This window comes from Embleya sp. NBC_00888, from assembly GCF_045207655.1.
Taxonomy (GTDB): domain Bacteria; phylum Actinomycetota; class Actinomycetes; order Streptomycetales; family Streptomycetaceae; genus Embleya.
Window position 1 is genome coordinate 1,798,418 of sequence record NZ_CP108785.1, and the last position, 14,212, is coordinate 1,812,629.

Here is a 14,212-nt window from a genome sequence, read left to right on the forward strand (position 1 = left end):
CGACCCCGACCCGAGATCCATAGGTGAGTGAGCCCGAATGACCCCAGTCGCCGCCCGCGAGCCCGCGTCCACCGCGAGACCCGAAGGGAGCCGAAACCCGAGAGGAGCGCACGAGCGCGAAGGCGCGGCGGAGCACGAACCCGAAACGCCCGCCGCCGAGACACCCGGGATTCGGCCGCGTTGGAACCGCTCGCTCGCCCCGGTCGCGGCGCTGGCGATCGGTGTCCTCGGCTATCACGCCCGCTGGGTGTGCGACGACGCGCTGATCTTCACCCGCGCGGTCCGCGAGATCCTGGCCGGCAACGGTCCCGTCTCCAGTCCCGGCGAGCGCGCCGAGGCCTCGACGAGCACGTTGTGGCAATGGCTGCTCGCGCTGTTCGGGTTCGTCCTGCGCCGCAGCGACACCACGGCCCTGTCGTGGATGCTCGGGTTGTTCCTGACCTGCGCCGCCGTGCTGTTCGCCGTGGACGGCGCGCGACGGCTGCACACCGGGGCCGGCCGCGCCGGTAGCCGCAGCCGCACCGAGAGCCTGTTGGTCCCGTTCGGGATCCTGATCCCGCTCGGTCTGCGGCCGATGTGGGAGTACGCGACGTCCGGCCTGGAAACCGGCCTGAACATGTGCTGGACGGCCGGCTCGTGGTGGCTGCTGGTTCGGCTGCGCGCCGGCGGTTCCCGTCGCCGAGCGCTCGTCACGGCGGCGGTCATCGGCCTCGGCCCACTGGTCCGCCCGGAGGCGGCGGTCGTCACCGTCGTGTTCCTGCTCGCGCTGTGGTTCATCCGACGACCCACGATCCGCGGGACGTTCGCCCTCGCGGGCGTCGCGGCCGCCGTACCGACGGCGTACCAGATCTTCCGGATGGGCTACTACGGCATCGTCTTCCCGATGCCGGCGCTCACCAAGGGCGCCGACGGGTCGTTGTGGGAGCGCGGCTGGGCGTACGTCACCGACTTCACCGGTCCCTACCTGCTCTGGGTCCCGCTGTCGGCGATCGTGATCGGCGCCGGGTACGCGCTGCGCGGCATCCACGAGCGACGCGGCGACACGATCGTCGTCCTCGCCCCGCCGGCCGCCGCCGCGATCCTGTTCGGCTACGTGGTCAAAGTCGGCGGCGACTACATGCACGCGCGCATGCTCGTACCGATCCTGTTCCTGCTGCTCCTGCCGGTCGCCGTACTGCCGCTGTCCAGGGCCCTGGCGGCACCCGCCCTCGCTCTGGCCGTATGGTCCCCGATCAGCGGGATCCTGCTGCGCTACAGCCCCTCGCCCACATCGATGGTCGGCGACGAGCGCGCCTACTACGCGAGCTTCACCGGCTCGTCGCACCCCACCTCGGCCCGCGACTTCCTGCGCACCCACCCGCTGACCAAAGCCGCCGTGGATGCCGAACTCGCCTCCGGCCGCCGGTCGTTGATCTACTACGGGTCGCGCCTGGAAGGCGACATCATCACGGTGCCGCTGCGCGAGGACATCCCGGCGCGGGTCGCGGTCATCGGTGTCTACCTCGGCACCGCCGGCGCGTTGTCACCCGCGGACGTGCGGCTGGTGGACTACTGGGGCCTGGTGAATCCGATCGGGGCGCGGTTCGAGCTTCCGCTGACCAAGCCGGGGCATTCGAAACCGCTGAGCAACGCGTGGCTCCTGGCGGCGTACGCGGACCCGGCGGCGCCGGTGAATCCCTCCGGCAATTTCGCCCGCCCGGAGCCGGTCACCCCCGAACAGGTCACGGCCGCGCGGCACGCGCTGGGTTGCGGCGAACTCGCCGAACTCGCCGCGTCCACGCGCGCGCCGATGACCGCCGGCCGCTTCCTGGACAACCTGAAGGGCTCCTGGCGACGCACCCACCTCACCATCCCGGCCGATCCGTTCGCGGCCGAAAGGAAGTTCTGCGGGCGCAACACCCCGTGAGCCGGTCCGGGTGATCCGCCGAGCGGAACCCGCTCGTCACCCCGGGCCGACACACGTCCGGGTCGGCCCATACGGGGCCGACCCGGACGTGACGATCACGCGATGTCGAACCGGTCCAGGTTCGACACCTTGACCCACGCCGCGACGAAGTCGTCGACGAACTTCTTCTTCGCGTCGTCGCTCGCGTAGACCTCGGCCAGCGCGCGCAGTTCGGAGTTCGACCCGAACAGGAGGTCGACCCGGCTGCCGGTCCACTTGAGCTCGCCCGTGGCCGCGTCGCGACCCTCGAACGTGCTCGCGTCCTCGGACGTCGCCTTCCACGTCGTGCCCAGGTCGAGCAGGTTGACGAAGAAGTCGTTGGTCAACGAACCGGGGGTCGCGGTGAACACGCCCACCGACGACTGCTGGTGGTTCGCGCCCAGCACGCGCAGGCCACCGACGAGGACCGTCGTCTCGGGGGCGCTCAGGGTGAGCAGGTTCGCCCGGTCGATCAGCAGGTACTCGGCCGGCAGCCGGTTGCCCTTGCCGAGGTAGTTGCGGAAGCCGTCGGCGGTGGGCTCCAGCGCGCTGAACGACTCCACGTCGGTCTGCTCCTGCGCCGCGTCCACCCGGCCCGCCGTGAAGGGCACCTCGACGTCGAACCCGGCGTCCTTGGCGGCCCGCTCGACGGCTGTGGCACCGGCGAGCACGATCAGGTCGGCGAGCGAGATCCGCTTGCCGTCGGTGCGATCGGCGTTGAACGCCTCCTGGATGCCTTCCAGCGCGCGCAGCACCGTCGCCAGCTCGTCCGGGTCGTTGGCCTCCCACCCGATCTGCGGCTGGAGGCGAACCCGCGCACCGTTGGCGCCGCCCCGCTTGTCGCTGCCGCGGAAGGACGAGGCGGACGCCCACGCGGCGGACACGAGCTGGGACACCGACAGGCCCGACTCCAGGACCCGGCTCTTGAGCGACGCGACGTCCTCGGCGTCGACGAGCTCGTGCGTGACCGCCGGAAGCGGGTCCTGCCACAGCAGCGTCTCGCCGGGGACCTCGGGACCGAGGTAACGCGCGACCGGACCCATGTCGCGGTGCGTCAGCTTGAACCACGCCCGCGCGAAGGCGTCCGCGAACTCGGCGGGGTTCTCCAGGAAGCGCCGCGAGATCTGCTCGTAGGCCGGGTCGATCCGGAGCGAGAGGTCGGTCGTCAGCATGGTCGGCGCGTGGCTCTTCGACGGGTCGTGCGCGTCCGGGACGGTGCCGGCGCCGCCGCCGTCCTTCGGCCGCCACTGGTGCGCGCCGGCCGGGCTCTTGAACAGCTCCCACTCGTGGCCGAACAGAATCTCGAAGAAACTGTTGTCCCACGTCGTGGGGGTGTTGGTCCAGATGCCCTCGAGGCCGCTGGTGATCGCGTCGCCACCCGCGCCGGTACCGAAGCTGCTCTTCCAACCGAGGCCCTGCTGCTCCAGCGGCGACGCCTCGGGGTCGGGGCCGACGCTGTCCGCCGGGCCCGCGCCGTGCGTCTTGCCGAAGGTGTGACCGCCCGCGATCAGGGCGACCGTCTCCTCGTCGTTCATCGCCATCCGGCGGAACGTCTCACGGATGTCGCGGGCCGCGGCCAGCGGGTCCGGGGTGCCGTTCGGGCCCTCGGGGTTGACGTAGATCAGGCCCATCTGCACCGCGCCGAGGGGGTTCTCCAGGTCCCGGTCACCGGTGTAGCGCTCGTCGCCGAGCCAGGTGGTCTCCGGGCCCCAGTAGACGTCCTCGTCGGGCTCCCAGACGTCGACCCGACCGCCGCCGAAGCCGAAGGTCTCGAAGCCCATCGACTCCAGGGCGACGTTGCCGGTGAGGACCATCAGGTCGGCCCACGACAGGCTCCGGCCGTACTTCTGCTTGACCGGCCACAGCAGCCGGCGGGCCTTGTCCAGGCTCGCGTTGTCCGGCCAACTGTTGAGCGGGGCGAAGCGCTGCTGACCGGCCCCGGCGCCGCCGCGGCCGTCGCTGATCCGGTAGGTGCCGGCGCTGTGCCAGGCCATCCGGATCATCAGCGGGCCGTAGTTGCCGAAGTCGGCCGGCCACCAGTCCTGCGAGGTCGTCAGCACCTGCGCGATGTCCTGCTTCACGGCGGCGAGGTCGAGGCTGTCGAACGCCTCGGCGTAGTCGAACTCCTCGCCGAAGGGATTGGCCACGGCCGGGTTCTTGGCGAGGATCTTCAGGTTGAGCCGCTCCGGCCACCACTGGCGGTTTCCGCCGCCCTGCGTCGGGTGCGGGGCCCGCTCGTGCGCGACCGGGCAACCACCTCCGCCCTCCGTCTTCGCGTCTACGACGATTGCATCATGGTTCTCAGACATGGGATCCCTTCCGGACCAGGCTGATCGCGGTGCTCAGGAGCTGTGGGCGGTGGTGGGCGGTGGAGTGGTCGGGGTACAGACCTCGCGACGGTCGACCTCGCCCCGTCCGCTCCGTCGACCGGGACCCGTGCTCGTGGGGCGCGGTCGAACGGGTCGGGTGGGGCCGGCAAGGCCGCCGAGTCTGGCAGGCCCGGCGGGAAGCCTCGGCGCGGACGACGCGAAGAAGGCGGATACGGACTCCCGTCACGCATCGTGACGACGATCGCCCCGATATCGAGGCGGTCACCATCCCCGACGGTCCGGAGCAGCGCGACATGATCGATCCTCACCCGCAGGCCGGCACCGCGCGGCTGCTCGGTAGTGGTCCCGTCATGTCCGTGTCTCCTGCCGTCATGCGGTTTTCGTACCCCTTGTCCTGGAGTCTTCCTACCCCTTGGCTACCGCCGGAACCGATCCTACGATGGACAGAGTCCAAGTCAAGATGTACGCCAGACCCATACCCAACCGGAATCCGGACGTCCGTACGTCCACCGGTAAACTTCGGGCTACCCCACCGAACCGAATAGGTGAACCCATATGAGCGACCTGCTGGAGCGACTGAGAGAGCGCGGCTGGCGGTTGACCTCCCAGCGGCGTGTCGTTGCGGAGGTCCTCGACGGCGACCACGTGCATCTCACGGCCGACGAAGTGCACGCCCGCGCGGCGCAGCGGCTGCCCGAGATCTCCCGGGCGACCGTCTACAACGCCCTGGGCGAGCTGGTCTCCCTCGGTGAGGTCATCGAGGTCTCCACCGACGGCCGGGCCAAGCGCTACGACCCCAACGCGCACCACCCGCACCAGCACCTGGTGTGCTCCTCCTGCGGAACCGTCCGCGACGTGCACCCCACCGGCAGCCCGCTGGCCGATCTCCCGGCGGACCAGCGATTCGGCTTCACGGTGTCCCAGGTCGAGGTCACCTACCGCGGACTGTGCCCGTCGTGCGCCGGGAAGGCCGGCGAGGACTCCGGCGCGTAGGCACCGACCACCGTTCCTTCCTGTCCCAGGGCGGTCCACGACGACCGCCCGCCGGTGCCCGGATCGGCCATCGGGGATCCGGCAGGGATGAACGGGCGCCGGAAACGGCAATAGGGACGCCGTGAGTACGAAGCGGTCCGACGCCGAGCCCGAAGCCGTCGACGAGGACGCGGTGGCCCAGGAGCTGTACGGGCTCTCGCCCGACGAGTTCACCGCCGCGCGTGACGCGTACGCCGCCCGGGCCCGCAAGGCCGGGAACCGTGCCGTCGCCGACCGGATCGGCAGGCTGCGGCGCCCCGTGTTGGCCGCCTGGTTGGCGAACCTGCTCGTCCGCGAACAGCGCCCGGAGATCGACGCGTTCCTCGAACTCGGCGCGGCCATGTCCGCCCACAGCGTGTCGCCCCCGCTCGGCGGCAGCGACACCGCGCGCAGCATCGTGCCCGGCGGAGGCCGGGCCAGGAAGGTGGCGTCGCTGTGCCAGATGTCGGCGTTGGAGATCTTGGGCCCCTCGCCGCCGGTGGCGAGCACCATCACCTCGGGCAGGTCGGGCGCGGCGGGTTCGCCGAACGGAAAGTGTTGCAGGGTGCCGAATCCGGCCGCGACATCGCGCTCGCTCGACGAATCGCCGGCGGATCTCGAGTCCGCCGCGATCGGCGTACTGACCCGCGCCGCCGCTCCCGGCTCCTGAACCACGCGCGCCGCGACCCGCGCGCCCACCCCGTCACCGGCGTCCGGGCCGATCGGCGGCGGGTCGACTCGCGTCGGACGCGGGTCCCGCCAGGCCGTGCAGGAGCAGTGCGGTGAGGGTGTCGACGATCTCCCCGTCGCCGGCCCGCGGTCCGTCCTCGCCCGCGGTGACCACCGCGAACCCGAGCATCGAGACCATCGCGCCCATGGCCGCGGCAACCACCTCCGGGTCGCCCGGGAGCCGATGACCGCGCCCGCGGAGCCACTCCAGGTGCTCGCGCAGGATGCCGGTCTCCTCGGCCAGGCTCGCCCACGCGCGACCCTCGCCGGGCGGGCCGGCGAAGCTCGTCTGCATCATCGCCACCACCACCGGCAGATGGTCGCGGATCACCCGCCAGGTGACGGCCAGATGCTCACGCAACTGCTCGGGGTCGGTCAGATCGTGATCGGCCGGGTGGTCCGCCACGCCGATCTCGGTGTCGGCCTGCGTGTTCAGGTCCCGCATCAGGGCCTGGAGCAGGGCGTTCTTGTCCGCGAAATGGGCGTAGAAGGAACCGGTGGCGCGTCCGGCCTCGCGCGTGATGTCGGTGATCTTCGTGTCGAGATAGCCGCGCTCGGCGAACAGCCGCCGCGCCGCGTCCTTCAGCGCCGCCTCGGTCTCGGCCGCCTTCTCCTTGCGCACGCCCATCGACCGGCGCTCCTTCCCGGGCTTGACGTCTGGCCTGCCCGTCATCATAGTGAACCCCAGTTCGGTGAATTGACATTCACTGAATCCGAATTCAAGGAGTTGGCATGAACGTGATCGTGATCGGCGGCGGGGTGGCCGGGGCCGCGAGCGCGATAGCCCTGCGCCGGCTGGGACTGGACGTCACGGTGTACGAGGCGTACGCCGAACCGGCGGGCCGGGTCGGCTCGTTCCTGAGCCTGGCGGGCAACGGCCTGCGGGTGTTGCGCTCCCTCGGCGTACTGGAGCAGGTGCAGCGGGCCGGCTTCGCCGTGCCACGCCAGCGCATGTGGTCGAGTTCGGGCAAGCTGCTGGCCGACGTCCCACGCGGTCGGCTCGGCGACGACGACCTGCACAGCGTGACCCTGATGCGCGGCGCGCTGGTCGAGGCGCTGCGCGCGGAGGCCGTGGCCGCCGGGGCGATCGTCGTCACCGGCGAGCGCCTGGTGGACGCGGTCGCCACTGGGAGCGGTGTACGGGCGGTCTTCGCCGGCGGCCGCACGGCGCGGGCGTCGCTGCTTGTCGGTGCGGACGGCCTCCGGTCGACCACCCGCTCACTGCTCGACCCGCACGCGCCCACCCCCGAGTACGCCGGCCTCTACAGCATCTCGGGCATCGCCGAGGACATCCCCCGCGACGTCACCCCTGGCACGACTCGCGGCATCGACCTCGAACCCGGCGCCTTCAACATGACGTTCGCCCGCAACGGCGCCTTCATCCACCTCACCGCCCCCGACGGCCGCGTCTGGTGGGCGGCCCAGGTCTCCTCCCCCACCGCGCCGGAACTCGCGCTCACCGACCGGGAGTGGCTGGGCCGCCTGGCCGGGCTCCACCGGCACGAACGCATCCCGACCGCGATCCTCGCCGCGACCGCCGAACTGCACCGCCCCACCCTGATGCACCGGCTCGACGCGATCCCGCTGCGCCACAACGACCGCATCGCGCTGCTCGGCGACGCCGCACACCCCGTCGGGGCGGGCCAGGGCGCGTCGATGGCCCTGGAGGACGCGCTGGTCCTGGCCCAGTCCCTGGCCGCGCAGCCCTCGCCGGCCGCCGCGCTCTCGGCATACGACGCCGCCCGCTCGCACCGCGTCGCCAAGATGGTCAAGTCGGCCTCCGCCAACCGCGACGCCAAGACCGCCGGCCCCCTCGCCCGACGCATCCGCGACCTGGTGATGCCGATGGCATTCCCCCTCTTCCACGCCCGAGCCACCTCCTGGCTCCACACCCACGACTGCGGCCACCTCCCCCAACCCACCACCTGACCGCGCCCGTCGACCCACCACCCGGCCCGGCTCACCTTCCCGCCACACGCCCGACCCACCAGAAAACGTGCTGTGTCCGGTGTGACCCGGGCGTGTTGCCAAGAGGCCACCGGAACGCGATCCGGGCGCCTATGGTGGATTCCGGCGAACACCATCGGGGGGAACCATGGCTCGCGTCGTGTGTGTCCACGGGATCGGCAAACAACTGCTCGGGGAAAGACAGTTGCACCGTGACTGGGTTCCGGCGCTGCGGGATGGACTCACGCGCGCCGGCCACACCGGGAAACTGCACGACGAGGACATCGCCGTCGCCTTCTATGGTGACCTGTTCCGACCGCACGCCGAGGTGCTGAGCCCCGGCGATCCACCACTTCGTCCGGCCGACCTCGCGCCGGGCCTGGAGACCGACCTCCTGATCGCGTGGTGGAGCGCGGCCGCCGACAGCGACCCCGGTGTGGTGCCGCCGGACGCGATGGACACGTTGGCGCGGGTACCCCGGTCGGTACAGGCCGGGCTGCTCGCACTGCTGCGGTCGCGGTTCTTCGCGGGCCTGGCCATGCGCGCCCTCATCGCGGATCTTCGGCAGACCCGCTCGTACCTCACCGACCACGACATCCGATGCGCGGCCCGGGCCCGTGTCGAGGCGCTCGTCGACGACGACACCGAGGTCGTCGTCGCGCACTCCCTCGGCTCGGTGGTCGCGTACGAAGCACTCGCCGCCCACCCGGGGCACACCGTCCGCGCGTTCGTCACCCTCGGCTCGCCGCTGGGTCTGCCCCGACTGGTCTTCGACCGCCTCGACCCCGCACCCGTGGCCGGCCGAGGCACGTGGCCCGGCGGTCCGGACCTGGCCTGGACCAACATCGTGGACCGAGGCGACGCGGTCGCCTCGGTCAAGGACCTCGGTCCGTTGTTCGGACCCGACCTCGCCTCAATGGTGGTTTCCAACGGCTCGCATGCGCACGACAGCACCGCGTACCTGTCCGACGCCGCCACCGGCACGGCGATCGCCCGGGGCCTACGTGGGCGGTAGACCGTCGCCGCAGGAGGACGTCGCCCCGGCCGGTGACGTCATGGCGGAGACCCGCCTTCTCATTACCATCGGCACCTCGAGCCACCTCCGGGCCCGCGAGTGGGATCGCCCCACGGTGGCGGAAGACCTGCGTCGCGTGCACGACCTGTTCGTCGACCGCTTCGGGTATCGGCATGTGCCGATCCTCGGGCCGAACCCGACGGCCGCCGACATCCGCACCGAGTTGCGCCGCTTCGCTCGCGATCCTAGCCGAGACGCCGCCGACTACGTCGTGGTGTACGTAGTCGGACACGGCGAACTGCTCGACGGCACCGGCGACCACGTCTTGATCACCACCGACACCGACCCCGACGACATCGCGTTCTCCGGCATTCGCACCTCGGAACTGGGCCGGATCATGCTGGAGGAGACCGGCGTACGCCGTCTGCTGCTGATCCTGGACACCTGTCATTCCGGCGCAGGTGGTTACCAGCTCCTCTCGCCCGCCGAACACGGGACGTGGCAGAACCGACTCGGTCGCGACGACGAACCCGCCCTCGTAGTGGTCATGGCGGCCCGCCCCGCCGAGCGCGCTCGGGCCGGGGCCTTCAGCAGTGCGCTCGTCCGTGCGGTCGACAACCTGGCGACGGCCGGGTATGCCCTCGAGGTCATGCCCATCGACGCGGTCTTGGGAGTGCTCCAACACGACACGGAGATCCCGACCTGGCAGCAGGTCCACTGGTTCGCCACCGGAGCGGCGGGCCGGCTGCCCGCGTTCCTGCGCAATCCCCGCTACCGACCCTGGGCCGCCGGCCTGCCGGTCGGCGAGATCGACCGACTCGTCGCCGAGGCCCGGCGCGAACGCATGCTCCGCGAGGAGGAGATGCGCACGCACTTCCTGCCCCGTGCGCGCGGTGCCGACGGACCGGGCGACGAAGTGTGGCGATTCGTCGGCAGGCATCGCATACTCGCCGATGTCGTGTCCTGGCTCGCCGATCCCCGTACCCAGCGGGCATGCGTGGTCACCGGCGCACCGGGATCCGGAAAATCCGCGGTGCTCGGGCTGTTGGCGGCGCTCGCCGACTCGCGGCGCCTACCGGGCGTGCCCGAACTCGGGCTACCCGACGAGGCATTCCCGCCCGTCGGCGCCATCACCGTCGCCGTACAAGCGAGTTACCGGACGGTGGATCAGGTTCTGGCCTCCATCGCGGCCGCCGCCGGCGTCACCGCGGGTAGCCTCGGTCGGCTGCTCGCTGCCCTCGAAGCGCGCTCGACGCCGATCGTCGTGCTGATCGACGCCGTGGACGAGGCCCAGGATCCGCAACGCTTGGCCCAGTCCTTGCTGCGACCGTTCATCGAGTCCCAATTCACCTTTCCGGTACGGTTGTTACTCGGAACGCGTCCGCATGTGTTGCCCTGGCTCGGTGCGGCACCGCGCATCCTCGACCTGGACGACGCCGACTACGCCGACCCGGCGAGTGTCCGGGCGTACGCGCGACGCCTGCTCGTGGACGGGGCACCCGCCAGTCACTACCCCGAACGCGACAACGCCTACGTGGACGGTGTCGCGGACGCCGTCGCCGAAGCCGCGGGACGTTCCTTCCTCGTCGCCCGCATCACCGCCCTCACGCTGTCCGCGATCGACGAACTGCCGCCCGATCCGCACGATCCCGACTGGCGCGAAGGGCTGCCCCGACTGCCCGGCGAGGCGATGCGCCAAGACCTGGACAAGCGGCTCGGCACCCTGGCCCGCAAGGCCCGCGAACTGCTCATCCCGCTCGCCTTTGCGCAAGGCGCCGGACTTCCCCAGGAAGACGTGTGGGCACCGCTGGCCACCCGCTTGAGCGGAACGGTGTACGGCGACGACGACCTGGTGTGGCTCCGCGACGCGGCCGGCTCGTACTTCGTCGAGTCCACCGAGGACGGCCGTTCCGTCTACCGCGTCTTTCACCGGGCCCTGGTCGAGCATCTGCGCGAGAACGGTCACGAGATCGCCATCCACCTTCGATTCACCGACTTTCTGCTCGACCACACGCGCCGTCGCGGCGGCTGGGCACGTTCCCATCCCTACGCCCGCGTCTATCTCGCGATCCACGCCCAACGCGCGGGCCGGCTCCCGGACGTCATGTGCGACCCCGCGTTCCTACTGCACGCCGACGTCGACCAGCTCGTCGCGGCGTCGGCGACGGACGATGACCGGGCGGTAACCCGGGCCTATCGGCGCGTTGCACACCGACTGCGTGATCGTGGGTCACCCATCGACGAACGCCTCGCGTACCTGAACCTCGCGGCGCACTGTCTGGGCGTCGGCGCTCTCGTGGACGCCATCGCGGAACTGGGCATCGCGATGCCCTGGCGGGTGCGCTGGGCCCGATGGAACCACGAGCCCGCGCGGCACGGGTTCTTCGCCCACGAGAACCAGGTGCTCGAAAGACTGCGGGTGGTGGCCGGATCCGGGCGTCCGGAACTGTGGCACCACGTCCAGCGCTGGGACGCCAGAACCGGGATCGGCTTGGAGACTCCGGAGTTGTGGCGGAAGAACGACTATTCGGGCTGGGTCGTGGAAACCGATGTGGCCCGAATCGGCGACAGAACGTTGCTGGCCGCCGTCACGAACACGGGGCGGCTGTCCGTCGTGGACCTGGACACGAACACGGTGCTCGTCAATCGACACTTGGGTCTGGGATCACGCGACTCGCCGCATGAGCCGGCCTCACGCGATCGGGTTCGAGGTATGCGGTTCATACGCACCCGTGTTCCACGGATCGCGGTGTGGGACGACCGGGGTGAACTCCACCTGGTCCCCGCGCTGACGCGTAGACGGACGCGTGTGTTCGAGGCAGGCACGTTTGGCTCGATCACCGCGTGCGTCGCGGCCCGCACACCCGACGGCAACGAGGTCGTCGTCGTCGGGACCGCGGACGGGAGAGTCTGCTATGCCGATGTACAGGGTGGTGCCCCGTCGGTGCAGGAGGCAGCGCCCCGCCATACGGCGGCGATCTCCGACCTTGCGGTCTGCCCGTTGGAATCGCATGCGATGACGGTGATATCCGCAGCCCTCGACGGCACGGTGTGTTCGCGAAGACTCGGCGTCTTCGACGAGGCAGCCACGGCGCACGGTCTCCTCATGACCAGTACGAGCACGATCGGATCGCTCGCCGTGCACGCCGTCGCGGATCGTTGGATCCTGACGGCCGCCGCTCCCGGGGAGGGCATCCTCCGCTATGACCTGACGAACAATCAGACGCTGCCGATCATCCGAGGGTACGGCTACAACCACGTCGTCACGACGGAACTCGACGAAACCCCGACCGTGATCGCGGGCGGATGGGGCACCCATGCATGGGAGTTGACCACCGGCAAGTCGATAGCCGGGGCGGTCGTCCCACCCCATGATCCGGTCACCTGCGTCGCGGCGATCCCCGGCACCCGAGACATCGTCGCCGGACACAGGAGTGGCATCGTCACCTTCCAGGACCGCGCGTCACCGCACGGGCCGAGCGCGAGCCGCGAAGCGCACCGCGGCCCGGTCCTGGAGGTCGCCCCCCTCGACGGCAACGCGGAGGCCGGTGACGCCGTCGGCGATGCCGATCCGATCCATGTCATCAGCATCGGCGAGGATGCCTGGCTCCGGCTCTGGGACGGCGGCCACAGGGAACGCGCGGCCCACCGCGGCTTCCCGGACCAGCAACTGCGTTGTGCCACGATCGGCATCTTCGCATCGCGAACCCTGGCCGTCATCGGCGGTGTACGGGGCTCGATCCGCGCGATCGATCCCCACACGGGCGCGCTCGTGTTCGATCTTCCCGAGTCCGCCGACATGCCGACCGCCCTTGCCCTGCTCGGCGAACCGGGAGCCGAGCGCCTGGTCGTCGGCACCCACGACGGCGGCGTGGCCGTGTGGGACCCGGCAACGCGCACGCGGTGCCATACCCTGCCCCGTGCCCATCCCGGATGGGTCCAGTCGGTTGTCCCCGTACCACTCGACCCCGGCCTGGTCGTGACCGGGAGCACCGACGGCCTGCTTCGGCTCTGGGACGTGCAGTCCGGGCGAGCGGTCGGCGCACCGGTGTGCAGCGAAGGCTCGTGGTACTGGGCGGCCTGCGTTGCCCAGGTCCGCGGCCGCTCCGTCCTCACCGCCGTCGGCACGCGGCGGGCGCTGGAACAGTGGACCGTCGAATCGACCGGTCTGGTCCCGAGGAAACCGATCCCAACGGCGCACATCCTGACCGCGATCACCGCACTCGACGGTTCACCCACCGTCGGAACCGGCGACCACACGGGCGTGTTGCGCTGCCACGATCTGTCCACGGGCCGCACCGAGCGGCTGACCCAGGCACCGGACACCGTCACGGCAGTGACCGTCTTCGACTCGAAGCAGAACCACGTCGTCGCGGGAGCCGAGGGGCGTGACACCCTGCACCTCTGGGATCTGCGGACGGGTCGACCACTGCGCAACCCGATCTGGACCCAGGGCGGTCCCGTCCGCAAACTCGCCGCGGCCCGCGTCGGCGACGAGACCTTCCTGGTATCGATGCACTCGGGTGTCGACGTCCGTGTCTGGCGTCCCTTCACGGAGGCCGACGAGGCGACGGGGCGACTCCTGCTCGATGTCGGTGACTTCGACTTCGACACGACCCATGTCACGGGATGTCCCGCGGTGGTCGCCTCGAACCTGGCCGTCTGGGCTCGACTCTCCCTCCTCGACCTGGCCGACGGAGCCAGGGAGGACTTCGAACTCCCGCACTACGCGAGCACGTTGATCGCCCTCATCCGCGGGCCGCGAGGGCCGTGCGCGCTCATCGGCACGTATGACAACCGCGTGCTTCTGTACGACCTCACCCACCGTCCGATGGTCACGGTGATCGGCAAGGGCAGCAATTCCTACGTCGGTCACGCCGTGGCCACACCCGAGGACGAACCGTCCACGCTGATCATCGCCGACGCAAAGGGGCGGGTGACGGCATGGGACTTGCCCCGGCTCTTCGATCGCCTCTACGCCGGCCGCCGGCTCCGCTCGCCGAGAGCTCCGGAACCGCTGTGGGAGACCACCCTTCCGGACACCAACGTGGTCGCCCTGCGCGCCTTTCCCGGGAGCCGATCTCGGATCGCGATCACGACCATCACCGCACTCCACCTTCTCGGCCCCCGGGGCGTGCGCGATCTCACCATCGAACTCCCGGACGGTTGCAATGATTTGGCCGTATCCCCCGACGGCGACGTGGTGGTGGCGACGCAAAGCGGGGTGGTTGTACTGACCACGTAGCACTGTGCGCG

The 14,212-nt window shown here is 70.6% G+C and carries 7 protein-coding genes and 1 pseudogene; 5 read left to right on the forward strand and 3 right to left on the reverse strand.

From position 1 onward, the window contains the following. Positions 1 to 37 precede the first annotated feature (37 nt). A complete protein-coding gene (locus OG948_RS42130) occupies positions 38 to 1,906 on the forward strand; it encodes a hypothetical protein (RefSeq protein ID WP_331770265.1) in 1,869 nt (622 codons plus the stop codon). A 95-nt stretch (positions 1,907 to 2,001) separates the two neighbouring features. On the opposite strand, the gene katG is transcribed toward OG948_RS42130, so the two are convergent. Then, positions 2,002 to 4,233 carry a catalase/peroxidase HPI gene (gene katG / locus OG948_RS42135; protein ID WP_331770266.1) on the reverse strand — a complete coding sequence of 744 codons (2,232 nt, stop codon included), beginning with the start codon at positions 4,231 to 4,233 and terminating at the stop codon, positions 2,002 to 2,004. Positions 4,234 to 4,809: 576 nt separating this feature from the next. On the opposite strand from katG, the gene OG948_RS42140 reads away from it, so the two are divergent. Then, entirely contained in the window at positions 4,810 to 5,247 is a 438-nt protein-coding gene (locus OG948_RS42140; RefSeq protein WP_331770267.1) for a Fur family transcriptional regulator, read from the forward strand. Between the two features lie 432 nt (positions 5,248 to 5,679). On the opposite strand, the pseudogene OG948_RS42145 reads toward OG948_RS42140, so the two are convergent. Together OG948_RS42145 and OG948_RS42150 are read right to left on the reverse strand one after the other, a co-directional pair. Next, positions 5,680 to 5,964: pseudogene (locus OG948_RS42145) on the reverse strand (hypothetical protein); the annotation flags it as partial. Positions 5,965 to 5,968: 4 nt separating this feature from the next. Further along, the gene (locus OG948_RS42150; RefSeq protein WP_331773483.1) at positions 5,969 to 6,622 is read right to left on the reverse strand and encodes a TetR/AcrR family transcriptional regulator; all 654 of its coding nucleotides are present in this window, start codon (positions 6,620 to 6,622) and stop codon (positions 5,969 to 5,971) included. 104 nt (positions 6,623 to 6,726) lie between these two features. Here OG948_RS42150 and OG948_RS42155 point away from each other — a divergent pair, with 104 nt between their 5' ends. The 3 genes from OG948_RS42155 (at position 6,727) to OG948_RS42165 (ending at position 14,201) form a co-directional block, all read left to right on the forward strand. Next, a complete protein-coding gene (locus tag OG948_RS42155) occupies positions 6,727 to 7,923 on the forward strand; it encodes an FAD-dependent oxidoreductase (RefSeq protein WP_331770268.1) in 1,197 nt (398 codons plus the stop codon). 166 nt (positions 7,924 to 8,089) lie between these two features. Further along, the gene (locus OG948_RS42160) at positions 8,090 to 8,956 is read left to right on the forward strand and encodes a hypothetical protein (protein ID WP_331770269.1); all 867 of its coding nucleotides are present in this window, start codon (positions 8,090 to 8,092) and stop codon (positions 8,954 to 8,956) included. A gap of 40 nt (positions 8,957 to 8,996) precedes the next feature. Beyond that, positions 8,997 to 14,201, forward strand: coding sequence for a caspase family protein (locus OG948_RS42165; RefSeq protein ID WP_331770270.1), 5,205 nt, complete (start codon positions 8,997 to 8,999; stop codon positions 14,199 to 14,201). Positions 14,202 to 14,212 lie beyond the last annotated feature (11 nt).